The organism is Paenibacillus vulneris (assembly GCF_039543185.1).
GTDB classification, from domain to species: domain Bacteria; phylum Bacillota; class Bacilli; order Paenibacillales; family NBRC-103111; genus Paenibacillus_S; species Paenibacillus_S vulneris.
Map to the genome: position 1 here is coordinate 546481 of NZ_BAABJG010000006.1, position 26308 is coordinate 572788.

The 26308-nt window shown below is 51.0% G+C and carries 24 protein-coding genes; 9 read left to right on the forward strand and 15 right to left on the reverse strand.

Going from position 1 to position 26308, the window contains the following annotated elements; genetic code table 11:
- Positions 1-17: 17 nt before the first annotated feature.
- From ABEA66_RS07905 to aac(2')-IIb, 11 genes are all read right to left on the reverse strand, one after another.
- Positions 18-779, reverse strand: coding sequence for a DeoR/GlpR family DNA-binding transcription regulator (locus ABEA66_RS07905; RefSeq protein ID WP_345587137.1), 762 nt, complete (start codon positions 777-779; stop codon positions 18-20).
- A 13-nt stretch (positions 780-792) separates the two neighbouring features.
- The gene (locus ABEA66_RS07910) at positions 793-2280 is read right to left on the reverse strand and encodes a rhamnulokinase (protein WP_345587138.1); all 1488 of its coding nucleotides are present in this window, start codon (positions 2278-2280) and stop codon (positions 793-795) included.
- A gap of 22 nt (positions 2281-2302) precedes the next feature.
- A complete protein-coding gene (gene rhaA, locus ABEA66_RS07915) occupies positions 2303-3565 on the reverse strand; it encodes an L-rhamnose isomerase (protein ID WP_079912231.1) in 1263 nt (420 codons plus the stop codon).
- 18 nt (positions 3566-3583) lie between these two features.
- Positions 3584-3955: a sensory rhodopsin transducer gene (locus ABEA66_RS07920; protein ID WP_079912230.1), complete on the reverse strand. Its 372-nt coding sequence runs from the start codon at positions 3953-3955 to the stop codon at positions 3584-3586.
- Between the two features lie 44 nt (positions 3956-3999).
- The gene (locus ABEA66_RS07925) at positions 4000-6069 is read right to left on the reverse strand and encodes a bifunctional aldolase/short-chain dehydrogenase (protein WP_345587139.1); all 2070 of its coding nucleotides are present in this window, start codon (positions 6067-6069) and stop codon (positions 4000-4002) included.
- A gap of 227 nt (positions 6070-6296) precedes the next feature.
- On the reverse strand, positions 6297-7328 hold the full coding sequence (locus ABEA66_RS07930) for a DUF4179 domain-containing protein (protein WP_345587140.1): 1032 nt from the start codon (positions 7326-7328) through the stop codon (positions 6297-6299).
- 12 nt (positions 7329-7340) lie between these two features.
- The gene (locus ABEA66_RS07935) at positions 7341-7892 is read right to left on the reverse strand and encodes a sigma-70 family RNA polymerase sigma factor (RefSeq protein WP_345587141.1); all 552 of its coding nucleotides are present in this window, start codon (positions 7890-7892) and stop codon (positions 7341-7343) included.
- Between the two features lie 180 nt (positions 7893-8072).
- Entirely contained in the window at positions 8073-8963 is an 891-nt protein-coding gene (locus ABEA66_RS07940; protein ID WP_345587142.1) for a GNAT family N-acetyltransferase, read from the reverse strand.
- 27 nt (positions 8964-8990) lie between these two features.
- Positions 8991-9941, reverse strand: coding sequence for a methylenetetrahydrofolate reductase (locus ABEA66_RS07945; protein ID WP_345587143.1), 951 nt, complete (start codon positions 9939-9941; stop codon positions 8991-8993).
- Between the two features lie 309 nt (positions 9942-10250).
- The gene (locus ABEA66_RS07950; RefSeq protein WP_345587144.1) at positions 10251-11162 is read right to left on the reverse strand and encodes an aminoglycoside phosphotransferase family protein; all 912 of its coding nucleotides are present in this window, start codon (positions 11160-11162) and stop codon (positions 10251-10253) included.
- A gap of 114 nt (positions 11163-11276) precedes the next feature.
- Positions 11277-11996, reverse strand: a complete 720-nt coding sequence (gene aac(2')-IIb / locus ABEA66_RS07955; RefSeq protein ID WP_345587145.1) for a kasugamycin N-acetyltransferase AAC(2')-IIb — start codon at positions 11994-11996, stop codon at positions 11277-11279.
- Positions 11997-12264: 268 nt separating this feature from the next.
- Here aac(2')-IIb and ABEA66_RS07960 point away from each other — a divergent pair, with 268 nt between their 5' ends.
- A complete protein-coding gene (locus ABEA66_RS07960; protein ID WP_345587146.1) occupies positions 12265-12855 on the forward strand; it encodes a GyrI-like domain-containing protein in 591 nt (196 codons plus the stop codon).
- A gap of 113 nt (positions 12856-12968) precedes the next feature.
- Here the strand turns inward: ABEA66_RS07960 and ABEA66_RS07965 are convergent, their stop codons facing one another.
- Together ABEA66_RS07965 and ABEA66_RS07970 are read right to left on the reverse strand one after the other, a co-directional pair.
- Positions 12969-14123 carry a serine hydrolase domain-containing protein gene (locus ABEA66_RS07965; protein WP_345587147.1) on the reverse strand — a complete coding sequence of 385 codons (1155 nt, stop codon included), beginning with the start codon at positions 14121-14123 and terminating at the stop codon, positions 12969-12971.
- A 132-nt stretch (positions 14124-14255) separates the two neighbouring features.
- Entirely contained in the window at positions 14256-15050 is a 795-nt protein-coding gene (locus ABEA66_RS07970; RefSeq protein ID WP_345587148.1) for a class I SAM-dependent methyltransferase, read from the reverse strand.
- A gap of 255 nt (positions 15051-15305) precedes the next feature.
- Here ABEA66_RS07970 and ABEA66_RS07975 point away from each other — a divergent pair, with 255 nt between their 5' ends.
- Positions 15306-16130 carry a hypothetical protein gene (locus ABEA66_RS07975; RefSeq protein ID WP_345587149.1) on the forward strand — a complete coding sequence of 275 codons (825 nt, stop codon included), beginning with the start codon at positions 15306-15308 and terminating at the stop codon, positions 16128-16130.
- A 97-nt stretch (positions 16131-16227) separates the two neighbouring features.
- Here the strand turns inward: ABEA66_RS07975 and ABEA66_RS07980 are convergent, their stop codons facing one another.
- On the reverse strand, positions 16228-16854 hold the full coding sequence (locus tag ABEA66_RS07980) for a LysE family translocator (protein WP_079912220.1): 627 nt from the start codon (positions 16852-16854) through the stop codon (positions 16228-16230).
- Between the two features lie 143 nt (positions 16855-16997).
- Complete coding sequence (locus ABEA66_RS07985; protein WP_079912219.1) at positions 16998-17807, reverse strand: MBL fold metallo-hydrolase; 810 nt, start codon at positions 17805-17807, stop codon at positions 16998-17000.
- A 183-nt stretch (positions 17808-17990) separates the two neighbouring features.
- On the opposite strand from ABEA66_RS07985, the gene ABEA66_RS07990 reads away from it, so the two are divergent.
- The 7 genes from ABEA66_RS07990 to ABEA66_RS08020 all read left to right on the forward strand — a co-directional run bounded on the left by ABEA66_RS07990 (position 17991) and on the right by ABEA66_RS08020 (position 26198).
- A complete protein-coding gene (locus ABEA66_RS07990; RefSeq protein ID WP_079912218.1) occupies positions 17991-19133 on the forward strand; it encodes an ROK family transcriptional regulator in 1143 nt (380 codons plus the stop codon).
- Positions 19134-19284: 151 nt separating this feature from the next.
- A complete protein-coding gene (locus ABEA66_RS07995; RefSeq protein ID WP_345587150.1) occupies positions 19285-20793 on the forward strand; it encodes a sodium:solute symporter family protein in 1509 nt (502 codons plus the stop codon).
- A gap of 80 nt (positions 20794-20873) precedes the next feature.
- Positions 20874-22157 (forward strand): AGE family epimerase/isomerase, encoded by a 1284-nt coding sequence (locus tag ABEA66_RS08000; protein WP_345587151.1) that lies wholly within the window; start codon positions 20874-20876, stop codon positions 22155-22157.
- Positions 22158-22168: 11 nt separating this feature from the next.
- Positions 22169-23464: a neutral/alkaline non-lysosomal ceramidase N-terminal domain-containing protein gene (locus ABEA66_RS08005; RefSeq protein WP_345587152.1), complete on the forward strand. Its 1296-nt coding sequence runs from the start codon at positions 22169-22171 to the stop codon at positions 23462-23464.
- Entirely contained in the window at positions 23461-24240 is a 780-nt protein-coding gene (locus ABEA66_RS08010; protein ID WP_345587153.1) for a glucosamine-6-phosphate deaminase, read from the forward strand. Before ABEA66_RS08005 ends, ABEA66_RS08010 begins: the two co-directional genes overlap by 4 nt.
- 12 nt (positions 24241-24252) lie before the next feature.
- The gene (locus ABEA66_RS08015; protein WP_345587154.1) at positions 24253-25443 is read left to right on the forward strand and encodes an N-acetylglucosamine-6-phosphate deacetylase; all 1191 of its coding nucleotides are present in this window, start codon (positions 24253-24255) and stop codon (positions 25441-25443) included.
- A complete protein-coding gene (locus ABEA66_RS08020) occupies positions 25440-26198 on the forward strand; it encodes a sugar isomerase domain-containing protein (protein ID WP_345587155.1) in 759 nt (252 codons plus the stop codon). The genes ABEA66_RS08015 and ABEA66_RS08020 overlap by 4 nt, the downstream gene beginning before the upstream one ends.
- The last annotated feature ends 110 nt before the right edge of the window (positions 26199-26308 follow it).

Below are 26308 nucleotides of genomic sequence, written 5' to 3' on the forward strand. Positions count from 1 at the left end.
TCTCATAGGGACTCTATTTATACCGTAATGACCGTAATTCCAAGATTCTGCAGCTTCTCGACCATCTCTTTCTCTATGCGGTGATCCGTAATAACGACATCGATATCGGACAAATCCGCAACATGAGTAAATGCTTGCACGCCGAATTTGCTCGAGTCGACCAGAAGAATGACTTCATCCGCGATACCGATCATCCGCTCTTTGATGCGGGCCTGCAGCTCGTTAGACTCGCTGATTCCGCGCTCAAGATGGACGCCCTTGCAGGATAGGAATACCTTATCGACATGATAAGTATCCAGGGAACGCTCTGCCAGAGGACCGACGAAGGATAAGGAACGTTGTGCCAATATGCCCCCCGTCGAGATCACATCGATCTTCTCCTTTTTGCTCAGCTCCGTTGCGACCTTGATCGAATTGGTAAGAACGGTCAGAGGAAGATCAGGTACTTCCGCAGCCATATACCAGGCCGTAGAGCTGGCATCAAGAAGAATCCGATCGTTCGGACCGATCCGCTTGATCGCTTCCTGGGCAATCCTTTTCTTCTCCTCGGCGTAGGTGATTTCCCGTTCGAAATAAGGAATTTCCGGCTGCTGGTCGTCCTTGATACTGACCGCTCCGCCATGTGAGCGGGCAAGGCGACCTGCTTGCTCCAAACGGTCCAGATCCCGGCGAATCGTCTCCTCCGTCACCTGAAAGAGCTCGCTAAGCTCAGAAACTCTTACAGCGCCTCTTTGATTGACCACACTTACAATTTTCTCGTAACGCTCCGCAGCTAGCATAGCTTCCCTCTCTTTACAGATTAGATGATTCTGCAAGCCCTGTCAGCTTAACAAATCTGTCGTAAGCAGGCCCCCACAGCTCCTGTTCCTCAGGTTGATATTCCTCAACAGGGAACGAGCTTCGGATAGCCTGACGCGCTTCCCAAATATCGGCGAATACGCCTTGGGCGATCCATTGCACCGCCATATTGCCGATGGCGCTGCCTTCCGAAGGCCCTGCCCATACAGGCTTGCCTATAGCATTCGCCGACCATTGGCACAGCAGCGTGTTGTTAATGCCGCCACCGACCATATGCAGGCCGTTGAATTGCTGTCCCGATAAACGCTCGGTCATTTCGAAGACAAAGCGGTATTTCAAGGCCAAGCTCTCCAGGATGCAGCGAACGAACTCGCCGGCCGTTTCCGGCGCCTGCTGCCCGGTTTCACGGCAGTATTGAACGATCCGTGTCGGCATGTCGCCCGGAGCCAGGAACATCGGATGATCCGGGTCAATGAAGGCGCCGAACGGCTTGGCTTCACGAGCCAATAGAACCAGCTCAGGGAACGAATAGGATTTCCCTGCCTTCTCCCATACACGGCGGCTTTCCTGCAGAATCCACAAGCCCATAATATTTTTGAGTAAGCGGTAGGTTCCTTCCACTCCGCCTTCGTTAGTGAAGTTAAGCTTTTGCGCCGTTTCATTAATGACCGGCTGCTGTACCTCGGTTCCCATCAGCGACCAGGTTCCGCAGCTTAAGTAAGCGAAGGAACGGTCCGTTGCCGGGACAGCCGCAACAGCGGAACCTGTATCGTGCTCCGCCACGGCGATAACAGGAACTGAAGGAATGCCCAGCTCCTCGCATACGGAGGCTTGCAGCATCCCGGCCGGACTGCCCGGCTGCAGCACCTCGCCAAACCAGGCTTCCGGCAAATCCAGCCGTTTCAGAAGCTCTTTGTCCCACGTTCCTTCGATCGGGTTAAACAGCTGGGTTGTCGTTGCGTTGGAGAATTCGTTGTGCATTTCTCCCGTCAAGAAATACCTCAGCAAATCCGGAATCATAAGAAAACGGTTACCTTCTTGCAGCCAAGGAGATTGGGCCTGCTTCAACGCAAAGAGCTGGAAGATCGTATTGAACTGCAAAAACTGTATGCCCGTTTTTCCGAAAATGTCGGAAGCCGGAATCTGTTCGAACAGCTTCTCCATCATATTCTCGGTATGACGGTCCCGATAATGATAAGGATTGCCGATCAGCTCACCGTTGGCGCCGATAAACCCAAAGTCGACGGCCCAAGTATCGATCCCGATGCTTGAGACTTCAATCCCCTTGTTCTTGGCAATCAGCAGCCCTTGCTTGATTTCATGATATAAACGCAATAGATCCCAATGCAGGCGGTCGCCCACCTGCACTGGATCATTGGAAAACCGGTGAAGCTCGGTGATTTCGATCTTGCCGTTTACCAGGCGGCCAAGCATCGCTCTTCCGCTGCTCGCCCCCAGATCAAAAGCAATAATGTCTCCCAAAGGTATCACCCTTATTCGTTAATTAGTTGCCGCGCTTAAGCAGTACTTCTTGCTCGTAGGTTTTCACCTCGGCAAGCCACTCTTCACGCACAGGAACACCCTTGGATGCGCAGTAGTAATCCCATACAGCGCCGAAAGGATACGATTTGAACTCTTCGGTCAAGGCCAAGCGGGTCGTATAATCGCCCTCAAGCTCGGCTTTTTTCAACGCTTCTACCGGATCGAGCATGGCGCGCAGCAGCGCTTTGATCGTGTTGCGCGTGCCGATAACCCAAGCAGCCACACGGTTGATGCTTGCATCAAAGAAATCCAGGCCGATATGTGTTTTATCGAGCAATCCGCCGCGAACCAATTCCCGGCCGATATCGATCAATTCGTCGTCCAAAGTGACAACGTGGTCGCTATCCCATCTCATCGGACGGCTTACATGCAGCAGAATGCCATCTGTGAAGAGAGCCAGGGAGGACAATTTATTAGAAATCACTTCTGTCGGATGGAAGTGACCTGCATCCAGACAGATCAGCTTGTTATTTTGAATGCCGTAGCCCATATAAAATTCATGGGAACCGACCACATAAGCTTCGGAGCCGAGCCCGAACAGCTTGCTTTCTACCGCATCCAGGTTATAAGCCGGGTTGATCTCTTCGGCAAATACTTCGTCCAGCGCGGATTTCAAGCGTTGTCTCGGAGCCATACGGTCAGCGGGAACGTCCTTGAAGCCGTCCGGAATCCATACGTTCGTCACGCAGGTTTGACCCAGCTGCTCGCCGAAGTAAGCCCCGATCTTCCGGGAAGCCTTGCAGTGGTCAATCCAGAATTGGCGAATTTCAGGGTTAGCATGGCTCAACGTAAAGCCGTCGCTGGATTTCTCGTGAGAGAAGCAGGTCGGGTTAAAATCCAGACCCAAGCCTTGCTCTTTCGCCCACTGTACCCAGTTTTCAAAATGCTTCGGTTCAAGCTGATCGAGCTCTACCTTCTCATCTGTATCCGCATAGATGGCGTGAAGATTCACCTTATGCTTGCCGGGGATCAAGGAGAACGCTTTTTCCAGGTCTGCCCGAAGCTCTTCAGGAGTACGCGCTGCTCCCGGATAGTTACCGGTTACGGAAATACCTCCGGTCAGATCCTGATCACGGTTCAGGAATCCTTTTACATCGTCGCCTTGCCAGCAGTGCATGGAAATTTTGACTTGTTCCAGCTGCTGAAGCACTTGATCTACATCAATGCCGTGGGCTGCGTACAGCTCTTTAGCCAATTCATAATTGGCTTGAACTTTTTTATCCATGGATACAACTCCTCTATATTATTTGATGGGATAAGCTATAACGGACATAAGAGCATTCTCAGCCTGAGTCGCATCCAATCGGCTGTACTGCACAATAACAGGAATATCGCTCTTCACTTCAATGGCATACGGAACGCCAACAGGAATGGATTTTCCGTCCTTGGCTAAAGAGCTTGTGCGGATATGCTTCGTACGGCGGGCCTGAACCACTTCCGCAATATCCTCCAGCGGATCACGATCTTCAAAGAAGATCGTGATGGTAAGGCGGGCATCCTCCGACGCGGTATTCAATACGCAGATCGATTCATGACTGGTTAACGCTCCGGAGCTCACCTCCGGAATGTAACCGTCAGGAATAATCCATACTTTTTCCCCAGTAGCCGATGGCATATGACAACTCTCCCTTCAAATGATGATCATTAGGATAAGACCGATTAACGGGTGAACGCAGCAGGTACGCCGCCGTCGATAGTCAGCATGCAGCCTGTGGTTTTGTCCGATTTCGAAGAAGCGAAGAATGCAACGCCTTCCGCAATATCGCGCGGATAAATATTAACAAGCAAGGTCGTACGTTTGCGGTAGTACTCTTCCAATTGATCCGGTTCAATGCCGTATGCCGCAGCGCGTTCATTGCGCCAGTTGCCGTTCCAGATCGCCGAGCCTTGAAGGATGGCGTCAGGCAGGATCGTGTTGACGCGAATGCCGAATTCGCCGCCCTCTGCTGCAATACAACGCGCAAGGTGAGCTTCCAGTGCTTTGGCCGCGCTGTAAGCCGATGCGCTCTTGCCGGCATAAACCGAGTTCTTGGAGCCGATGAATACCATGTTGCCGCCGATAGCTTGCTCCTTCATCAGGATGAAGGCTTCACGGGCAACGAGGAAATAGCCTGTGCCAAGCACGCTCATGTTCAAGTTCCATTCTTTGAGCGAGGTTTGATCGAATGGGCTGGACGTAGCCAGACCTGCGTTGTTGACGATAATATCTACGCCGCCGTAAGCCAGAGCCATTTCGGCATAAGCAGCCTTAACCATCTCTTCGCTCGTTACATCCATCTTAACGGCGATCGCACGGTTCTCGCCAAACTTTGCGTTAATTTCCGAAGCGACCTTCTCTGCGCCCTCCAGGTTCAAATCCGCCAGCACTACATGAGCGCCTTCGGAAACCAAACGACGAGCTGTTTCACTGCCGATACCGCCTGCTCCGCCTGTGATGAACGCAACTTTGCGGGAGAATTCCGCCTCTGCCGGGGCCAGGGACAGCTTGTAAAGCTCAAGCGGCCAGTACTCGACGTTGTAGGATTCATTTTCGCTCAGGGAAACGAATTGGCCAAGAGCCGTTGCGCCTCTCATAACGGCAATCGCACGATGGTACAATGCGCCGCTCACTTGAGACATCGCCCAGCTTTTGCCGGTGTTGATCATCCCTACGCCTGGGATCAGAATAACGCGCGGCGCAGCTTCGAACATGACGTCGCCTTCGTTTTTGTTGCGCTCGAAGTAAGCTTTGTATTCTTCTTTATAGGCAGCAATGCCTTCTTTTAATTTGGCTTTCAATCCGTCTACATCGTCTGCGTTCGGAGTCCAATCGATGAACAACGGTACGACCTTCGTATGCACCAGGTGATCCGGGCAAGCGGCGCCGACTTGCGACAGCTTGGCAGAATCCTGTCCGCCTACGAATTGCAATACATCTTCAGCGTCATCGAAGGAAAGAATCATTTTCTTAGCATCGCTAACAGCTCCGCGGATCGCAGGCATCACTTGTGCAGCAATGCTTCTGCGCTGCTCAGCCGTCAACGCACCATGCTTCACGCCGCCGAATACTTTGCTTTCGTTAATGCGTGCTTCGATAAAGCTTTCCGCTTCAGTGATGATTTTAATCGTTTGCGCATAAGCCTCTTCGGAGGTTTCTCCCCAAGTCACAAGACCGTGTTTCTCCATAAGGACAAGCTCGGCTTTCGGGTTGTTTCTTACGCCTTCTGCGATCATTTTGGACAATTTGAAGCCTGGACGGATGTAAGGAACCCATACGAAACGGTCTCCAAAAATTTCACGGGCCAGCTCCTTGCCGTTATCTGCGCAGCAAAGGCTGATGATGGAGTCAGGATGAGTGTGGTCTACATGTTTAAATGGAAGAAATGCATGAAGCAAAGTTTCGATAGAAGCACGCGGATGCTTGGCGTCAATCATACAATTTGCCAGATAGGCAACCATATCTTCGTCCGACATCTCGTCTCTTTCATACAATGGACGAATGTCATCCATGCGCAAGCCGGTAAAATTAGACGCTTTCATCGTAGCAAGATCAGAGCCGCTGCCTTTGACAAACATAACTTCGACGTCGCGACCGCGGAAATCCTTCACGATCGTTTTGCTGGAGGTGTTCCCGCCGCCGTAGTTACATACGCGACGATCCGTACCTATCAGATTCGAGCGATAAACCAATTGATCAAGACCTGTAGTGAGCTCTGCTGCTTTGGATGCATCCCATAAACTTTGTACCATGATTAAACCTCCGCTTAGATGTTTATTTTGTTTTGTTTACATCTTATCATATTTGTTTATTTTTGAATATAGTGTTTTATGTTGAAAAACAAAACAAAACAAACAAAAATATTTTCTCCTTATCGATTTTTTCGTAGGGGAAGCAGGATATCTCTACAGCGCAGCAAGGCCGCCATCCGGCAGCCTCGCTTTAACGTGAATAGATTCCTTAAATTTATCATTTTTCACTACTTGATCTTTACTTCAAAGCTCTCTTTCTCGAGGAACGTCTTTTCTTTCGGTTGCTTTGACCCTTCTTCACCGGATATCACATAAGGAACAACGGTTAGCGAGGGTAGGTCCTCCGGCAGCTTGGGGAATCGGATATGACTATTTTGGGACATTGTAACTGCCGAGACGGGTATCAGCCGGCTGCCATCCGACCCTATTACCTGAAAGAGCACGTCCAAATCTTTTCCATTGAGAATGTGATAATGAATCGTTGTCGATATAGGACTTAATTCCATAGCTTCGATGCGGATTTGCTGCCCGTTATCCAAAGAGAATGATCTATCAATGGCAATCGTCCTGGTATCTCCCAAGAGCTTCTCGGCAGAGGTGTGGAGGGTGAAGCCCCAGTTCCCCTTATGAGCAGGTTCATTTCCTGCAAAGTCTAAATCCTTATAAACTATCCTAATCTCCAAATCCCCCTCTATCGTTGTACCGTTCAAATTCACAGAGGAGATAAAGGAATACGTGTTATCGTCGATCTTGGCTTTGTTTCCGTTGCCTCCCCCGCCATTTTTCATAACGTCCTTGCCATTGATATATACGCTAGGAAAAGGGCTCAGCGCATCTTCCAGATTTATCTTATCCGAATGGAAGGTGCTGCTGATAATTAGTCGCCCTGTGTCTATAAGCACCTCATCAAGGCGAACGTCGATTCCATTATCACTCACCGTTTGTCCGACGGTAGTCTTATACTCCGCCAGCCGCTGTTCCGGCTGCCCGACGAATAAGTCCAGCATGCCACGCACTGCAGGAATACTGGAGGCTAGCCCGTAAAAGGCAGCTCTGACATCCGATTGAATGGCGGGAAGCCACAAGAGGGACCCGCACAACACGGCAACTACAGCTATACGGGGAAGCGGTGACTTCTTTCCCAATTTGCGGCTGATTCGTTTCTTGATCCGCTTTCTTTCGAAATAACTTAGCTCCTCCGCATCATACCGCGACAAATCTACGCTTATCTCATTCAACATTTCAAAATCACGTTTCATCCCATCACCCCGCTAAACATCAATGCCGTTTCTTTTTTTCATTATTTCACGCAGCTTTTGACGCGCCCTCGACAAGCGATTGTAAATCCAAGATCGTTGTACTCCCATATCTACGGCGATTTCGTCAATGCTGTATTCCTTCACATAATGCTTAACAAGAAGTTCCCTATCGTGAGCCTTTAAGTGTCCCAGAAGCTGTTCCATTTCGCAGCTGATTTCATCCTTCGAGGGCTCCGCTGAGTCTACCAAACGGTCCAAGTCGGTCTCTTCCATAGGATACTTCTTATGAAATCTTGCATAAGACCGCCTGTAATCAATGGATTTGTATTTGGTTACCGCGACGACCCAGTTTTTAAAAGAATTTTTCTCCTCGTCATATGTATCGATATGGTTCCAAATGGAGAGCAAAACGTCATCCATACATTCATCCAGAGCATCCGGATTTGGAATGTGGGTGCGGATAATGCTTCGAATCAGCCCTCCGTATAAATCAATCAGCCTATATAAAGCTTTTTCGTTGCGCTTTCGCAATTCGGCAGCCAAGTCCGTTTCCCTATTCTTCATTCCAGCCTCCCTGTTTCACCGCTTTCCTACTTATTCATACGTTGCAAAAGCCCATTTTCTATCAATACCGGGTACAGAAAAAGAAAAAAAGCTTCCTTCCTGTGGAAGAAAGCTAGCTGAGTTTTGTTGTAAAAACCTATCGGGCTTGAACTATTGCCAATATACTCCAGTGGGATATCCCTACGGCCGGGCTGGTGCTATCTCCTGAGTTATCCAATGAAACCGGGGGCCCTTATCATAACCTATTCTTGCTGCAAGCCTCCACATAGGCTCCTCCTGGGTCCATAAGACTAAACGGGGATAGCCCATGCCGGCACAATAGGCTTGAGCATATCTTAGCAGTTTTTCACCATACCGTTTGCCCTGATAGGGCTCCGATACCTGGATCCACTCTACGTCGGCCACTCCCGCTTGTCTTAAACTGCGTGCTGCCTCCGAGGGGAACCATACATCTATTTCTCCTAAGTCTTGGTCCCCCAGGAAAAATTGAAAATGCACCTGAAGCTCAGGAAGATTATCCGTAACCTCTGCCTCTATTAAAGAGCTAATAGTCTCTTCTCTGCTCCCTGAATGAAACCAATAACTATCCCATATATCTACAGTCGACGTTGCTGTCGACATGGCTTGCAATAGATGCGGCCAAGCATCCGGGATTCCTGACCAGCCGGACCCAAACGGGTTTCTCGAAGTCGTAAGTCTTTGGTATCCCTTATCGTTCACTACCTGTAAAATAGCTTTATAAAAAGATGCCGTATCGTGCTGCCTGCATCTGTCTGCAAACAGCCAGTTCAGTATCGCTTCCGTTGTATCTCCGGCGTCCCCATCCTCGGATTTGACGGGAAAAGTAATTTGAGCCGCCGCGAATAGCCCCCCATTAACAATTCCAACCAGCGTAACGATATTCCGTTCAAATGAGCCGTAGATCTTATCCGTCATATGGCACGGGTTATGCAAGATCGTAAGGAACTCATCGAAGGTTATCCCGATATAAGGAGGGATTTGAATGATATGATCATGAACCAGCTTATATAACGGCTTACTGTGTGATGAATGGTATAAAGCAGCTTCCATACGAACCTCGTCCCCTCCTCGTTCCCGTTAGCGGAGCATCTGGATTGGGGCTGCCGGCAATTTCTTATCCAGCATGGACTTTATATCCTTAACCAGCTGCACGGATGCCTCGATTTCTATTTTCCGGGTAGAGACGCTTTCGACGCTGCAGCCGATAGGGATTCCTTTTTCAAGCGCAAAATCAAACAGATCTTCAAAGATTTTTTGAGACCATGTGATGGATTTCTCCAGAACATCGCTGGAGTATTTCAGATCATTTTCCAGCCACGCCGGTATGCTGATCCCGAGCCACTTCATAAAATCCAACGTTTTGATGGAGCCGCAAGGGGCAAGATTAAACAAGATTGGCACCATGTCCAATCCGTTATTTTGACAGTAGTAATAATAATCCGACAAAAAGTTTTTCGATGCCTCTACATTATAGGTGGCTTGGGACACGAAGAAGGAGCATCCGTTCTTGACCTTATGGACGACACGCAGATGCTCGTCATTCTTTGTCATATGTCTCTCAGGGATGACGACTCCCCCAAACGTTAACCGGCTGTTATGCTGCCTGCTTAATTGATAAGCACCGGATAAATCCAGCTGAACCTCCTGCTTGCTGGAGGAAGCACCGACATAGACGGAGAACCGTTCCTGATCCCTATCCGCGGCCAGCCAGTCCACAAACTGTTCCTCACTGTATTTTCCTACACAGCGGTAAATAATGCGGGGAACCTGCAGCTCACTTAAATATTCATGGCTATAGGTTGTAGGATCGATAGTCGGCAGATACGGAAAAGGCCGCTCTTCCTCTACCCTGTCCGCTTCTTCCTGAACGTCGTACAGAAGCAGTGCGTCGATATCGAGATCCTTTATTCTTTCCACTTGTTTCTGCGCAATTTCCGCGATTTTTTCCGGTGTATGCGCTGCTTTTGGCGGAGTCATACCGTACACGACAATGCCGGTCTCTTTCTTTTGTATTTTCTCTTTTAGCATGTTCTCGCCGCTCCTAATTTAGTATTTATTTACTATTCAGTATGAAGCTGTCAATTTCCTTTTTGCACCTAGCAGTGCGCCTGATCCTATTTACGCTCTTGATAGTGCAAATAAGACCAGCTTGCAATGAAAAACAGCAGCAGTATGAGGTAGTAGTAATTATGGCTCAAACCCATACGATCAAGGATATAATCAGCTGCCGCCATGCAGGCTTTGAACGGCAAAGATGAGGAGAGCTGCTCGTTTCAATCTCTTTTTTCGCAATTGGTCTTGTTCCAATCCCTTGACCTCCAAACCCGGTACAGCACATCATGTATTCATTATTGCTTCGACAAAAGCAATCTCCTCTAGCAGACTTGAATATTCCTCGGAGGCTATTCCGTCTTCTATACGCCAGCACACTCCCATAGCGGCTTCGACGTAGAGGCATTTTTTCAAAACTTCGTTCGGAATATGAAGGGTCTTTTCTAAGAAAGCTATAATATCCGCTATTTTGCCATGTAATTCCGAGTTTTTCTCATCTTCAAATTCATTCAATATAAACCGCGGAACATCAAATACCGGATCGCCTAGTACGCCTTTAGGATCGATAATTTTATATGTTTCATGCCCGCATAATAAAATATTATCATGATGGAAGTCGCCATGAAGCAGCATGATTTGCGAAAATGCAGATGAAACCGATAAGCAAATATCTTTTGCTTTTTTCATATGCAAATATAATTCTGTATAGAGCTCCTGCTTGCTCATGTAATCCGTTATTCTGCTTACCCATTCCGTATAAGTTGGAAAGGCTCCTGAGTTGGAGGGCATTCTATGCAAACCTTGATACAACGAACAGAATACCGCTAATCTCCTGTGAAGAGATTCTTCATCCCTTAAAGACTTCCCCGGTTGCACCTGCTCTTCCAGCAGGACTCCCCTTTCAACATCAGCGGCAAACACGGTACAAAACCGTCCACCGTTATATTCAAGCAAGGCCCCATACTCTGTTGCTACCTGCGCGGGATTTCCTATTTTAAGCACGGCGCTTCCAAAAATGTCCGAATGGCATTTTACAACTAAATTTGCCGAATAGGAAGGAATCAATCGTAAGCGGCTCAGGCCCCATTTATCAGAGAAGGTGTCCAGTTCTCTCATAGCTTTTTCATAAAAATCCAGACCAAAGCGTCGTACTATCCTTGCAACCTCATTTGGCTTGAAACCATATTGATCGTTCATCCTATTAGGGACCTCCCTAAATACAAGATGTTTACAAAAAGATACCATGAAACGGAAGCGAAAGGGTAACTCCATTTATCTATATCTAGTTATAGCCTGAGGCTATAGCAACAACTATGTGATAGTGAAATTGGCTCCGTACAAGGACAGGGCTGTTTTTCTAGCTACGCTCTGAGAGGCCAGATTGTCCCATGACGTGCTATATAAAGGAAGAGCCCCTGATTCCCTCACTGCTGCCGCCCATCCGGCGACCGCTTCAGCCGCATATCCTTGGCCGCGGAATGCCTCCAATGTTTCAAGTCCCGCCTCGTGGGCCTTAAGAGTGATACGAACGCTCCGGCAGATTGAAACGGCTTGACCCTCGCGCACTAGTGCTACACAGGGCTGGGCGTAGTCTATCTCTGAAAGCAGCCATTCAAAACCGTTCCGCAAATAGTCCATCCCGTTATCCCTCGTGATTGTGACCACCTGCATGGACGGAGTCAGCTTATCGGGAATTTGAAAACAAGGGCCCATCGTAAATCGCTCCCCGTGAAGGAGAGCCATGTAGGTTTCAAAATGCTTGGGTTTCGTCCGTAAATCCGTGACGAGAGGCTCGTCAGTGCACAACGCCTCCAGCTGTTCAATCAGTTCCTCCGGGACATCATGCCGGAACCGGCAGAGAGTCCCTCCCTCTATCGTACATCCCAGGAAAAAACGGGGCGCCTGCGCCTCTCCCGGCCAAGGCTCGTTAATCAGCCAAAGACGCTTGTTCGAATCGCAGGTAAACAACGCCTCGACATGGAGCTCCATCAGATCGCGGGCGGTTAAACGTATAGCTTCCTTATCACTCAAGCTTCCATCCCCTATCTTTGTTTTATCATTAATCATAGTATCAGAACAGACTGAGATTGCCTGGGAAATTTTTGATTTAATTCAATGTCCCCACTCCTATCTATGGTTCCATCGTCACTATTCTTCTCCAAAAACACAGGAAGGATTTCCCTTATTTCGCAGCGAATTGTTATTTCCAATAAGTACCCGATGGTTGGGAAATACACAGCGTGCAAATGCCCTCAGGAAAGCATGGTCTAAAATAATTCCATAAAGGCGGCGGGAACCTATGACATTAACCAAAATCGTTAAAGATGATTTGAAAAAGCAATTAAAAGGAGTATTTTCCACAGGAGAAAAGAGCAAGCAGGTCAGAATACATACCTTGCCGGATTTGAAGTATATCATGACGACGAAAGTAGGTGCCTTTGATATCCGCAAGCTGCTGGATTCCAACAAAATTTACAAATGCTTAAACCGGATGAAGCATTACACGGTAAAACACCTCAATAAAAATTTTATTATTGGGCCGGCGGAATTTGAATGTGAGGATCGAACCGGGAAGGAGACTCTCATTACCTTTATGATCTGCGTACCCGATTATCTGGAGGATCAGCATCTGCATAGTGCGATGGTAGATAGTCTGGGCTCCATCGACCCTTCCATTTACTTCAATACGGTCCCCGGCGGCATGTTCGCACAAATTTTGCACGAAGGCTTCTATGACGACATTGCGCTAACCAAAGCAAAGCTTGAAGAAGAATTACGAGTACAAGGATATGAAGCGATAGGTGCAACTACCGAAATTATTATGACCCCTATGTTTTTTCATAATCGTTGTAAGGTGATTATTAGACAGCGCATTGAACACGCAGAATAATAGAAGGGTTATCGAGTCCGCGCCCAGCCTAGCATCGCCGAACGAGGCCGCCAGATCAAACCGGTCAGCCTCGTTCAGGCTGCTATATTATACAGCTTATCCCTTTAAGCGAATTAATCGACAATACAAGCTAACGCTGCGTCATTAAAATATTCAAAATAATGATAGGGACGATCCTTGATTCTCTTCATCGTCACTTGGAAATTTATTGCAATGAGTTCGTTATCCGGGTCCACCATAATCTGCGTATTGCCGCGGCCGGAGTGGGAATATGTCCTCTCGGACCTTAAGGTCCCTGTGTAATCATGCTTGGTTCCGCTCACATTCCAGCCCAGTCCCCAGGAGGCTTCCTTAAAAAATTCCTCCCCAAGCCGCGATGAAACGCCGGGAACCTGATTCGTGGTCATTTTTTGAACGCTTAGTTTGCTGAGAAGCCTGTTTCCTTCATAGGTTCCGCCGTTTAAAAAGGTTTGGCAAAATACCGCCATATCGTATGCGGTAGAGCATAATCCGCTGCTTCCCCACGGAACCGTCAAATTCTCATAATCAGCAAAGCTCGGGAACGGAGCATTCGGCGGATGCTTGGCTACCCGTGCATATTGCTCGGGAGGTACGACAAACGTAGTATCCTTCATTCCTAACGGCCGGAACATTCGCTCCGCCATAAACTGCTCGAAGCTTTGCACGGTTACGCGACGGATGATTTCCGTCAGCAGCACAAAGCCGTAGCTGCAATAGCTCATCTCCGTTCCGGGGAATGCGGACAACGGGGCCGTATATCCGGCCGTCACATATTTATAAACCTCCGGATGCTGATTATCCGGACAGCTGTTCATCTGGCTGACAAATTCGGGGTTATTTGATAATTTCCATACGTTCGATGTGTCGATTCCGGAGGTGTGGGTCAATAGATGGTGGATGAGAACGTTTTCTTTTTTTTCGCCGACAAATTCGGGTATGTAATCCTGCACCGGTAAAGCGACGGATACTTTCCCCTCTTCCGCCAGCATCAGGATAGCGGTGGCCGTTACCGGCTTGGAGATCGAGGCCAGCTGAAATATCGTGTCCAGCTTCATCGGGCCGTAGGCTTTATCGTATTCAGGATCGACATACAGCTTGTGGGAAACGATGATGCCTTTGCGTGCAATTAATGAAACGATAATCGGTGCGACCCCGCTGTCGACCCATTGCTGCTGCAGCGACTCCAATCTGGCGATACGCGATTCACACATTCCGGCTTCCTCCGGATGCCCATAACGCAGCTTCATCTTCAACCTCCTCAGAAAAGTTGACTTCAAATGAAAATTATACCATATACTTCCACATTGCGGTGTAACTGTTTTATATGATGACCGGCTTGCGCCAAACCAACATGCTGCCAATCATGATATAACTTCCTGCTATTTAACCGCATATATCGACAGCCATTGAGGAAGAGCCGCCAGGGGATTGCTTTGCCAGCTGCTCAGACGGTCAAGCTCTTCTTTGGAAACCCCGTCCCGTTCCTGCTGCGAATCGTCGATCCAAAATGAACCCGCTTCATCCGCCATTTCTTCGATTTGCTTCAAGCTGAGGCCGGATGAAACGATAGCATTCAACAGATCCTGAACACGCCAGGCATATCTGGGAACCTCATCGTTCTCGTAACGAATGATAGAATCATACGGATAGACAACCTGCAGTGTATCGGTATTTTTCCCGAACGGACGGTTAAATGGATGTACATCATACATCAGATAAGCACCTTGATCCTTAAGAATTCTATGTATCTGGGTATACATGGACGCAAGATCATGAATCCAGATATGGACCCCGTTAGAGGTGTATACCAAATCGTATGCCCCGCTTTGCAGCTTGCTTAATTCCATCGTGTCATCGCATACAAACTCAATGTCCCAACCGTATTGGCGGGCTATCGCTTCGCTGTTTTCCAATTGCCGCTCTGAGATATCACATGATGTTACTTGAGCTCCGAGCAAATGAAAAGCGAATACGGCATGGTTATCCCCGCTTGACGGAACACATATTTTTTTGCCCTGAAAGCTGGGCAGCGCCTTGTTCAACAAGGCGAAAGCGGCCGGATGAAATGCCGACGCAGGATTGTCTATGAGCTTCGCAATGGCCTCCTCTGTTCTATACTGCCTGTACCATGTATCCGACCATTCATTCCAGACGGCTTTGGCTTTATGATCCATCCCAGCACTCCCTTCCGATAAAAGCATTCCTCTAAACTAATGTACAACGAGGGCATCCGTTCTACCATGTTAAAAAATCATTAGAAACCATTTATTCCTCTTTTTCCCATTCCATGCGGCAGACTCTGTCGGAGGCGATGCCATTAGCGCCCTGGAAAATAGGCCTTCTGTTGAGTTACCGGCCCATTCCCCCTCAGGTATAATAAAAGAAAAATTCAGACTCACCCGACCTGAATAGAGAAAGAGGTTGAAGGAATGCTGTTATTATCGGATCCCCGATGGCAAGAGCTGCGCGGTCCCTTCGGATCGTCGCACAGGGTCCCTATGCTGCTCAGCCGATTGAAAGAGCAATACGACCCTGAGGTTCGGGACGAATTGTATTGGGAGCAGCTTTTTCATCAAAATACGATATACAGCTGTACCTACGCTGCCGTCCCTCATCTGGTCATGCTCGCGCAAACGTCCGGCCATCTGGAGACGCAGCTGGATATTTACATCTCTTGCGGCATGTTCGAAGCGAATAATCCCAATGAACCGGATTGCGAGATTCCGGCCGAGTTTGCCAGAGACCGTATAGCTCTGGAGCCAGAGGCGGCCAAGGAGATCTATCGGGCGTATCGGGAGGCTCTAGCGGTTCTGGCCGGTTTGGGAGAATCGCTCGTCTCCTATGTACGAACTAAAGAGACGGAGAAGCGATACTTTCTTGCCGCTTCCGCCACCTATGCAGGCTTCAGGGATGCGGCCTCCATGCTGACTGTTTTCCCGGACGGCGAGGAATACGTCCTCGGGTGTCCGGCTTGCGGTGAAGACGTGTATTTGTGGCCGGACGCTCAGCAGAGCGGTCCGCTGCTCCTGTATAAGGAGGATCCCGTGTTTGCTCCAAAAAAAGAAGGCCTCCGGATAGAGGTCCGGCCCTCGGAGACGATCGAGGAGCTTAACTGGAAGCACCTGTATCTCCAAGCCAAGCGGATTGAAGATGAGGCATTTCTAGCTCAGCTCCCCTGGTTAGCGGGTGAGTCAGACTGTCCTCATTGCGGCGTCCCCCTGAGACTGTGGCCCGCTCTGCTTCACATGTTCTAATTATTGTTATTCCACACCCGGCTGGCCTGCAAAAGAAAAAAGCCGACAGTGCGCGCCGTCGACTTCTTTTTTCCCTTATTCCAATGGATTCCCGCCCTCAACGATTCTGCATCGCGACTTTAAGTCCGAGTCCAATATAAATGCCGCCGATCAGCTTGCCGCTCCACCGACCAAGCCAGGATACTTTGTTCACCAGCCGTCCCAGCTGACGGATGCCTAGAGCTATCCCGATTGTGTATAGGGTACCCAGTATGACAAAGATAAGGCCGAGAATAAGGAACTGGGGAACCGATCCTCCCCGCTCCGGATGGACAAACTGGGGCAAAAACGCTAAAAAGAATAGAGCTGTCTTAGGATTCAAAAGCTCCGTCACTATCGCCTGCCCAAAGGACAGCAGAGGCGGCAGCTCCTGAACCTTCGGCAGCGCTGGATCGGACGGCTTCTCGATTAGGGCACGAATGCCCAAATAAATCAAATAGGCAGCTCCGGCATATTTGACCAATTGAAATGCAATAGCCGAGGTCATCAATATCGCCGAAAGCCCGATAGCAGCGAATAAAGTATGAAGCAAATCACCTGTTGCGATGCCCAGCGCAGCCATAATGCCGGCCTTCGGCCCGCCTTGAACGGCGCGGGTGGCGGTTAGCAGCACAGCGGGACCAGGCACGAGAAACAGCCCGATAAGGACAGCTACAAACGTACTCAAGGTGGCCCAATCAAACATGAGGTCTCTCCTCCAAATCTAGCATTCGTAAGGAGATTGTACGGAGTGTCTTGCATCTTGTCAATTTGTTATGGTATCGCAGCAGCAGGCTAAATTCCGCTCTCCCGCCAGATGAAATCCCCAGTAGCCTATCCGATCTTGCTTCACAATGAGAGCACCCATCCGTCATATGCGACCTGGATACCGGCCGGCTCGAACAGCTCCATCAAATCTTCATGCAGCAGCCTTGCATTATGCGAGAAATGCGTAACGACGGCCGGCGCTCCCGGCTTCAACACTCCGTTGGCGTCGAGCCAGGCCTTCGCCTCTATCACAGCCTCGATGTTCATATGATTGTTACGGTGCACACTTCGTCCGGTGGTGCATTCCAGAATCGCCAAATCCAGCTTTTTATCCTGCAGCCAGGCCCATGTCTGTTCGGGAAACCAACCGCTGTCGTGACCGTAAAGGATGGTTTTCCCGTCTTTTTCTATGTAATACAGCAAGCAGGTTTCCCGCTTATCATGATCCGCCAGCAGTGGAACAATTGTCGCCGTTTGGGTCTGGACAGGCTCAAACGGAAGCACCCGATGAAATTCATAGCTGTGGTTGTACTCCTGAAGCGTCTGAAGGCAGAGCCTCAGAGGAAGGTCGTGGCCGTAGACATGAAGGGGGCTACCCCCGTACTGCGCAAACCCTTTGGCCCGAATGACCATATCTTCGGCATACAAGTGGTCGGAATGCGAATGGGTGATCAACAAATCCCGTACCTGGTTCATATGAATTCCATATCGATGAGAATGATATAGCGTATCCGGCGGCAGGTCGATCTTCAGCTCGTTATCGATGATAACGGATGTGCGCGAGCGGATATTTTTCCCTCCGCGTTCACGGGCCTCCTCACAAGTCGGACATTGGCAAAAGAGCGACGGGATGCCTTCAAAAGCCGCCGTTCCGAGAAAATGCACCTTCATAGGACGGTTCCTCCTTTTATTGGATAGAGCACTTACCATCATCATGCTGGAACAGACTGTTTTTTTCAAGACATTTACAAGGTTTATCATTAGAAACAGGCCTGAGGACCATTAGCTAGGTCTTTTTAAAATATGCTATTATGAAGTGTAAGGGTATATTCGGGTAAGGAGGCCCCTCATTTCATGAGTAAAGGTACAGCCCTGCTAAGGCAGCAAAATGAAAAACGGACGTTGGCGCTCCTTCGCGCAGGACATCACACGTCCAGACAAGAAATCGCTGCCGCTTTGGGTTTAAGCAAAAATACGATTTCATTGATTGTAGATAAATTTATTAAAGACGGCGTCATTAAGGAAGCCGGCATCGATGAACAAGGGGGCGTCGGCAGACCGCGCATCCAGCTGCGGCTGCAGGCCGAAGCGTACAAAAGCATCGGCATCCTGATCCAGCATTCGTATTTTCAGTACGTCGTTACCGATTATTGCTCTACCGTGTTGGACAAGGGCAGCATTCCGATGGACGGGGATGATCCTGATCCGTATATTGAAAAGCTGATTCAGCTGTGCAGCTCCCTTGTAGAGCAGCACCCCGAGGTGCTTGGCATCGGAGTTGCCGTTCCGGCCTTGGTCGATCCGATCGAGGGGGTCGTCCACTTTTCCTCCCATTTAAGCTGGAGAAACGTGCGTCTTAAAGACAGGATGGACGCCAGACTCCCGGTAAAAACCAAGGTGCTGAACCTTGTGAAGGCGGCGGCCATAGCCCCATCCTCCGGGCTTCCTGCCGAGCATGCGTCGAACTCCTTCTATATGCGGATTGACGAGGGCATAGGGGGAGCTCATATCATTGACAGCCAAATTTATAGCGGGGCCAGCTGGACAGCCGGGGAGGTAGGACATTTGTGTGTGGAGCCCAACGGGCCTCTCTGCAGCTGCGGCCAAAGAGGCTGCCTGGAAGCCTTGGTCAGCATTCCCGCGATCATGAGACAAGTACAAGAGCAGCTTCCCGATATCCGAACGGATGCGGATTTGGAGCCGTATCTGTCGAGCCAAGGGGCTGGATCTGCTTCCTTCAATGACCTCATGCGGCGCGCCGGTCAATATGCCGGTATCGCCGTCTCGCAAATTATTTTGCTGCTGAATCCCGGGGTTATCGTCATCGACAGTCCGTTTGAGAAGGTGGAAGCCTTCAAGCAATCGGTGATGTCCTCTGTTGAAAGCCGGGCGTTACAATTTCCGACCGAGAAGACCCGCATACGGTTCATCAAAAGTCATTTTGCCTCCGGCATCGGGGCCGCTTTCGCTGTTATTCTTGATTTCGAAAAGGAATAACAGCTTTTTTCTTGCCATAAAATAAAGTGACAAAATGGTGAATAGACGATTGACACAGGAAATGTAAGCGTGTTAATTTAGTAGTGTGAATTAGTCCTAGTTTAGGATTAATTGTCCGCATCCTATTAAAAATGCAGAGGTGAACTCCATTATGTCAATGTTAGACTGGATCGTGTTGGGGCTGTTTTTCCTTCTCATGGTGGGCATCGGGATTTGGTCTTTTCGCCAAATCAGCGGTACTCAAGACTTTTTTGCGGCAGGCGGTAAGATGCCTTGGTGGCTGTCCGGCATTTCTCATCACATGTCCGGTTACAGCGCGGCTGTCTTTGTCGCCTATGCGGGTGTTGCTTATACTTACGGGTTCACGCTGTACGTATGGTGGGCCATTCCGGTATCCATAGCGGTATTTGCAGGCGCCGCCCTTATCGCTCCCCGCTGGGCCCGGCTGCGCCAACGGATGAATATCGAATCCCCCATGGAGTATCTTTCCACCAGATACAACGTGCCTACCCAGCAATTGATGGCCTGGAGCGGCGTGCTGCTCAAGCTGTTTGACGTCGGGGCCAAATGGGCCGCCATCGCCGTTATCCTCAATGTATTCGCCGGGGTCCCGTTAAATCTGGGCATCTTTTTATCCGGCTTGATCTCCCTTATTTACTCAGCTATCGGCGGCTTGTGGGCGGATGCCTGGACCGACTTTGCCCAATTCATCGTTCAGCTCATTGCAGGAATCGCCATGTTCGTCATCGTGGTCATGAAGCTCGGCGGAATGGAAGCGATTACAGGCATTTGGGATAAGCTTCCCCCTTCCCACAGTCAGCCTTTGGTCGGTCCGTATACCTTAGGATTCGTCCTTGCTTACGTTCTGATTGACTTCCTTAGCTACAACGGCGGCACATGGAACCTGGCGCAGCGCTACATCGCTTCTCCGAACGGCTCCGAGGCACGCAAAGCGGCCTTGCTGTCCGGTGTGCTGTATCTGGTATGGCCTCTCATCCTGTTCTTCCCTATGTGGGCCGCCCCCCTCTTCTATCAAAACTTGAAGGATCCGACCCAGTCTTACTCGATGATGACGATGGATCTGCTGCCGCACGGCTTGATCGGCCTGGTGCTGGCCTCCATGTTTGCACATACGATGGCTATGACCACGTCGGACGCCAATGCCATTACAGCGGTAATTACCCGCGATATACTGCCTGTAATGTCCAAGCGATACCGCTCGCTTAGCGAGAAAGCAGCGCTTCGCGTCGCCCGCGGGGCGATGATCACCTTCGTGGTGCTTACCCTTATTATAGCGGTGTATTCCAGCACCTTCGGCGGCATATTGAATCTGCTTATCGTCTGGTTCGGCGCTCTGGTCGGTCCGATCTCGATCCCGATGCTGCTCGGCTTGATCCCTGCCTTCAAGCGCAGCGATTCCACGGCCGCTATCGTATCCTGGGCGGCCGGGATTGTCACCTTCGTTATCGTCAAATATGTGATTACTGTCAGTACGGCAACACTGGTGGCTTCTCCCGTTGTTGTTTCGGCCATTCTGTTTATCGGCATGGGCTGGCTCAAAGGCAGCGCCCCGGTTGCTCCAAAGGTTGAGGAGCTCCTGCAATCGCTTAGTGCCGATGCGAAGGAAGCAAATTCTTCAGATCATGGAATGAAAGTTTAAAATGAACCGAATCGCGGGGAGCAAGTACAGTTGAACCGAACCGTTGCGAAACTTGCTCCCATCTACAGGAGGAACTTGGTATGAACAGCATCATGAACGAAGCTTGGGACCCCCGTACGCTGCTGTCATTTTATAAACGCCACCTGCTGGAAGACCTGCTTCCCTTCTGGAAACGTGCAGTAGATCAGCGTCACGGAGGCCTGTTTACCTGCTTTACCAATTCGGGAAACGAGCTTGTCAGCACCGATAAGTATACCTGGTCGCAAGGACGATTCCTCTGGATCTGGTCCCGGATTGCAAGATTAATCGACCAGGGTGTACTGCCAGGGGAAGCTTCTGTCTTTCAACGAGAAGCGGAGCATGCAGCGGCGTTTCTCAAGAACCATGTCGTCCTCAGCAACGGGAATTGTGCCTTTCTCCTGACGGAGGACGGCCGCATGAAGGAGAGCGTTCCGGGCGAGGGCTTCGACACGAGCTTTTATGCGGATTGCTTCGTCGTGCTCGGATTTGCCGAATTATCCCGCTGCAGCGGACGACAGGAGCTCGCGAACGACGCGCTCGAACGATATGACCGGATACGGCTTCGCTTGCGGGATGGGCAAATCCGCAGTGAGCCCTATCCAATCCCTCAAGGCTTGAAGTCCCACTCTGTCACCATGATTATGCTGAATATTTCCGAGCAGCTTATGGAGGCGCTGCAGCATTTCCGCCATCCTGCATACGAGCGTCTCAAGAAGGATTGCCTCCATTATGCGGAATCCATCATGACAGAGTTCCGCATGCCCGATCAGCGGATTGCCGAGCTGCTCCCTGTCAGCGGCGAGACACCTCCTACCGTTCTATGCCGCCACGTCAATCCCGGCCATACGCTGGAATGCATGTGGTTCGTCATTCAGGCAGCCAGGCAGCTGGGCCGGGAGGATCTCATTACTCAAGCGCTGCCCGTCATTCGAAAGGCCTTTGAGCTGGGATGGGATACGGAGCAAGGAGGCCTGCTGCGCTTTGTCGACCAGGACGGCGGCCCGCCGACAGGCCAGCGGACAGGAGACCCTTACGAAGCGCTGATTCTGGATACATGGGACACCAAGCTGTGGTGGCCTCATTCCGAAGCGCTATATGCCTCTTTATTGGCCTATGAGCTGTCCGGCGATCCGGGCTTCAAGGAGCTGTATAGGCAGACGCATGATTATATCTTTCGGACATTTCCCCACACGGACCCTCGGATCGGGGAATGGATTCAGATTCGCGACCGCAGCGGAGAGCCGATGGACAAAGTTGTGGCTCTGCCTGTCAAAGATCCGTTCCATATTATACGCAACGTGCTGCTGATCATCGAGCTTTATTCCGATGCTTCGAGCGCATGAGGAGGCAGGCTATGACAAGATCCTTACATCTCGGAACCGCCAAAGTGGATATTACTCCAGCCATGCCCGTCCCCCTTGCCGGCTTCGCTCACCGCACCGGGACATTCGAACAGATTGCCCAGCCGTTATACGCGAGAATTCATTGCTTGCAGCAGTCTCGAGTTTCGGGCAGCAAGATAACAGTGCTCTTGGTATCGGCGGATTTGATTTGGTGGGGCAGCGACCTTGTGAACCGGCTCTCGCCCAAGCTGCGGGAACGGTACGGCTTGGATTCGGTGCTCCTCCATGCAACCCATAACCATTCCGGTCCCCAGACAAGCGCCTGCTTTACCGATGCTCTTGGCAGGCCGGACCCCGGTTATTTGCTGGAATTGGAGCGAAGGCTCGAGAGCGGCATCGAACAAGCGCTTCAAAGCATGGAGCCCGTTATGATGGAACGGGGAACCGGACAATGCCGAATCGGACTTAACCGGAGAAAAGACATCGACGGGCATATCGAAATGGCCCCGAACGAGAACGGCCCCGTCGATCCGGAAGTCACCGTAATCCGGTTCCGTACCCCTGACGGAAGGACCAAAGGGCTGTTCGTTCATTATACCTGCCATCCCACTACGACGGGGGATAACGAAATTTCCCCCGAGTACTGCGGAGCGGCCCTGGAACGGATCGAGCAAGCTCTTGGCAGCGGCGTCACCGGCGCTTTCCTGCAAGGATGCTGCGGGGATATTCGGCCGGCCCTGGTTCAGGACGGTCAATTTTATCGTGGGCACCGCATGGAGGTAGAGCGCTTCGGGAGCTGGCTGTGTGAAGAGGCGCTTCGCATTTGCTGCCAGCCGATGAACGAGCTCGCTCCAGCTTTATTGCCCAGTCACACCCTGGTGCTGCCGCTGCCCTTTCAGTCCGTCCCGACCGTAGAAGAGCTCGAGGAGCAGGCGAAGCTGGCAGACATTCAGGGAGAGCGGGCCCGCCTGCTGCTTGGTCAAGCTACCCGCAGGCAAGGCTCCATTCCGCTCGAAATTACGAGGCTGACTTTAGCAAAGGAGCTTTCCCTTATTACCTTTAATGCGGAAATGGTGGTGGATTACGGTCTTTTTGTAAAAAAAGCCTCCCGCGGAACCATGCTTCCGCTCGGCTACACCAACGGAATGATCGGCTATGTGCCAACGGCGGAGCAGCTGGAACAGGGCGGCTATGAATCACACGGCTCCGTCCCGTATTTCGGGCTGCAGGCGCCTTTTCAGCCGCAGATTGAAAGCCTCATCCGGAATGCCCTAGACCAAGAGATAAGAGAGGAGATTGAACCATGAACGAAACCATACCCCCCTTAAGAACGCAAACCGTCGACCGGCTGCAAGTTCACGTCTACGAGAATAGAGAGCAGCTTGGAAAAGCGGCCGGCAGCGATGTCGCCGCCAAAATGAAGGAGCTGCTCGGCAGCAAGAGCAGCATCCGGATGATTTTTGCCGCAGCGCCTTCACAAAACGAATTTCTGCAGACGTTGAAGCAGGCCGACGGGATCGACTGGTCCCGCGTTACCGTGTTTCACATGGACGAATATATCGGGCTTGCCCCGGAAGCTCCACAGCGATTCAGCGCCTTTCTGCGGGAACGGCTGTTTGACGATGTCAAGCCGGGGAACGTCCATTTGATTAACTGCTCGGGTGATATCAACGAGGAATGCCAGCGGTACGCTGGATTGCTAGGGGATGCTCCCATCGATATCGTCTGCCTGGGTATCGGAGAGAATGGTCATATCGCCTTTAATGATCCGCCTGTCGCAGACTTTAACGATCCGGCTCTCGTCAAGAGTGTCGAGCTCGATTTGCCGTGCCGGCAGCAGCAGGTCAACGACGGCTGCTTTGCCAGTCTGCAGGACGTCCCTACCCATGCTCTGACGCTGACTATCCCTGCCCTATTCTCCGGAGCGCACCTATACTGCATGGTTCCGGGTGTCACCAAAACCGCGGCCGTTCAAAGGACGCTGCGCGGTTCCATTTCTACGGAATGTCCTTCTACGATTCTCCGCCGGCATTCGGATTGTACGCTATATCTGGATAAAGACGCATACGGAGACCTTGGTTAGGAGATGAAGGACATGTCGGGAAACGTAACGACGGTAGAAGGAATTCACTACAGGACAAAGGAACCCGTTACGGTTCACATCGAGCGCGGCCGAATCTCGGCTATTCAGCCCTTGTCAACGAAGAAGAAAGCAGCACTGCCCTGGATCGCTCCCGGGCTGGTAGATTTGCAGATCAACGGATACTGCGGATCCGATTTTAATACGATACCGATTGCCGCTGGAGCGGTACAACGCGCTACACGCGGGCTTTGGAGAGAAGGCGTGACCTCTTATTATCCTACAGTCATTACGAACGGGGACGCAGAGATCGAGCAGGCCATGCAGTCTATTGCCCGCGCCTGTGATGAGGATCCTGCCGCGCATGCCGGGGTTGCCGGCATCCATCTGGAAGGCCCCTTCATATCGCCGGAGGACGGGCCCCGCGGCGCACACGACAGCCTATATACGAAAGCACCGAACTGGCCTTTATTCCAGCGGTGGCAGGAGGCGGCTCGAGGCCGGATCAAGATCATCACGCTGTCGCCGGAATGGCCGGGATCGGTCGAATTCATTGAGCGGTGCGTGGAGCAGGGCGTGACCGTCTCCATCGGCCACACCTCCGCCTCCCCCGGGCAAATCGACGCTGCCGTCAAAGCGGGGGCGCGAATGTCCACTCATCTGGGCAACGGCGCTCACTTGATGCTCCCCCGGCATCCCAACTATATATGGGAGCAGCTAAGCCAGGACGGGTTAACGGCCTGCCTTATCGCCGACGGCTTCCATTTGCCTGAATCGGTATTGAAGGTCATTTTGCGCACCAAGGGAGAACGTGCGCTGCTCGTCAGTGATGCCGTCTATTTAAGCGGCATGGAGCCCGGCGTGTACGATAATCATATCGGGGGCCGGGTCGTCCTTACCCCCGAAGGGCGTCTTCATCTGGCAGACAACCCCGGTCTTCTTGCGGGATCGGTGCAGCTCCTGCCCTGGGGGATCTCCCATCTGACAAGAAGCGGAATGGCAGCGCTCGAGGAGGCGTGGGATATGGCTTCGATACGCCCCGCCGCTTTCATGCAGCTGCCTTTGCAGAACGGGCTCTCCGTCGGTTCGCCTGCCGATCTGGCCCTGTTCGAATGGAACCGTCAGAGCCTCAGCATCGTTCAAACCTATAAGAACGGGAATCGCGTCTTCGATTCCACTACATTCAGCCGGGAGGGAAGTCTATGAGCACGGCCGCAATGACCCAATACCTTCATAAAATCATTCAGCATCTGGAGCTGCTTCATCAGGAAGAACAGGCTTCGATCGCCCGGGCTGCCCGCATGATGGCGGAGCATATCAAGCAAGACAAGCTCGTCTATGCCTACGGCCCCGGTGGCCACTCGAACCTGGGCTCGCAGGAGATTTTTTTCCGTGCCGGGGGGCTTATGCATATCAGCGCCATCCTGGACGAAGGTACGCTGCTCAGCGGGGGCGCCTTAAGATCCATGGCCGTCGAGCGGACGCCGGGGTATGCTAATATCGTACTGGATGACTACGGCTTGAAGCAGGGGGATTTATTGATCATTATAAATTCCTATGGCATTAATTCGGCTACGATAGATTCGGCCCTGGAGGCCAAAGCCCGCGGAATTCGAACGATCGGCGTCACTTCCGTCCGGCACGCTCTGGCTACGCCCGCAGACCATGTGGCGCGGCATCCGTCCAAGCACAATTTGCACGATTTGGTCGATATCGTGCTGGATACCAAAATTGAAGTCGGAGACGCGGTGGTGGAGATCGAGGGGCTTGATCAGCGGGTTGCCGCCATGTCCACCTTCGCCAATGCGTATCTCTTAAATTCGCTGGTGACGGAAACCATCGAGCTGCTGGTCAAGGACGGCATCCGCCCGCCCATCTGGATGAGCGGCAATGCCAGCGGCGGCGATGAATCCAACTCGCGCTTCATTCAGCAGTTTAAAGGACGAATCAAGAAGCTATAGTCAGGCACTCGGTAGAGGAATCTCACAAAGCGGGGCCTTGGAATCGAAGCTTTACAGGAAGTCCCGAAATTCTATCTAAAAAAAGTCCTTTGGAACTTACCCCAAAGGAC

Bases quoted from the DNA above. Each gene is read 5' to 3' on its own strand.
- ABEA66_RS07905 (WP_345587137.1), bottom strand. From the start codon at position 779: ATGCTAGCTGCGGAGCGTTACGAGAAAATTGTAAGTGTGGTCAATCAA.
- rhaA (WP_079912231.1), bottom strand. From the start codon at position 3,565: ATGGATAAAAAAGTTCAAGCCAATTATGAATTGGCTAAAGAGCTGTAC.
- ABEA66_RS07920 (WP_079912230.1), bottom strand. From the start codon at position 3,955: ATGCCATCGGCTACTGGGGAAAAAGTATGGATTATTCCTGACGGTTAC.
- ABEA66_RS07925 (WP_345587139.1), bottom strand. From the start codon at position 6,069: ATGGTACAAAGTTTATGGGATGCATCCAAAGCAGCAGAGCTCACTACA.
- ABEA66_RS07930 (WP_345587140.1), bottom strand. From the start codon at position 7,328: ATGAAACGTGATTTTGAAATGTTGAATGAGATAAGCGTAGATTTGTCG.
- ABEA66_RS07935 (WP_345587141.1), bottom strand. From the start codon at position 7,892: ATGAAGAATAGGGAAACGGACTTGGCTGCCGAATTGCGAAAGCGCAAC.
- ABEA66_RS07940 (WP_345587142.1), bottom strand. From the start codon at position 8,963: ATGGAAGCTGCTTTATACCATTCATCACACAGTAAGCCGTTATATAAG.
- ABEA66_RS07945 (WP_345587143.1), bottom strand. From the start codon at position 9,941: ATGCTAAAAGAGAAAATACAAAAGAAAGAGACCGGCATTGTCGTGTAC.
- ABEA66_RS07950 (WP_345587144.1), bottom strand. From the start codon at position 11,162: ATGAACGATCAATATGGTTTCAAGCCAAATGAGGTTGCAAGGATAGTA.
- ABEA66_RS07960 (WP_345587146.1), top strand. From the start codon at position 12,265: ATGACATTAACCAAAATCGTTAAAGATGATTTGAAAAAGCAATTAAAA.
- ABEA66_RS07965 (WP_345587147.1), bottom strand. From the start codon at position 14,123: ATGAAGCTGCGTTATGGGCATCCGGAGGAAGCCGGAATGTGTGAATCG.
- ABEA66_RS07970 (WP_345587148.1), bottom strand. From the start codon at position 15,050: ATGGATCATAAAGCCAAAGCCGTCTGGAATGAATGGTCGGATACATGG.
- ABEA66_RS07975 (WP_345587149.1), top strand. From the start codon at position 15,306: ATGCTGTTATTATCGGATCCCCGATGGCAAGAGCTGCGCGGTCCCTTC.
- ABEA66_RS07980 (WP_079912220.1), bottom strand. From the start codon at position 16,854: ATGTTTGATTGGGCCACCTTGAGTACGTTTGTAGCTGTCCTTATCGGG.
- ABEA66_RS07985 (WP_079912219.1), bottom strand. From the start codon at position 17,807: ATGAAGGTGCATTTTCTCGGAACGGCGGCTTTTGAAGGCATCCCGTCG.
- ABEA66_RS07990 (WP_079912218.1), top strand. From the start codon at position 17,991: ATGAGTAAAGGTACAGCCCTGCTAAGGCAGCAAAATGAAAAACGGACG.
- ABEA66_RS07995 (WP_345587150.1), top strand. From the start codon at position 19,285: ATGTCAATGTTAGACTGGATCGTGTTGGGGCTGTTTTTCCTTCTCATG.
- ABEA66_RS08000 (WP_345587151.1), top strand. From the start codon at position 20,874: ATGAACAGCATCATGAACGAAGCTTGGGACCCCCGTACGCTGCTGTCA.
- ABEA66_RS08005 (WP_345587152.1), top strand. From the start codon at position 22,169: ATGACAAGATCCTTACATCTCGGAACCGCCAAAGTGGATATTACTCCA.
- ABEA66_RS08010 (WP_345587153.1), top strand. From the start codon at position 23,461: ATGAACGAAACCATACCCCCCTTAAGAACGCAAACCGTCGACCGGCTG.
- ABEA66_RS08015 (WP_345587154.1), top strand. From the start codon at position 24,253: ATGTCGGGAAACGTAACGACGGTAGAAGGAATTCACTACAGGACAAAG.
- ABEA66_RS08020 (WP_345587155.1), top strand. From the start codon at position 25,440: ATGAGCACGGCCGCAATGACCCAATACCTTCATAAAATCATTCAGCAT.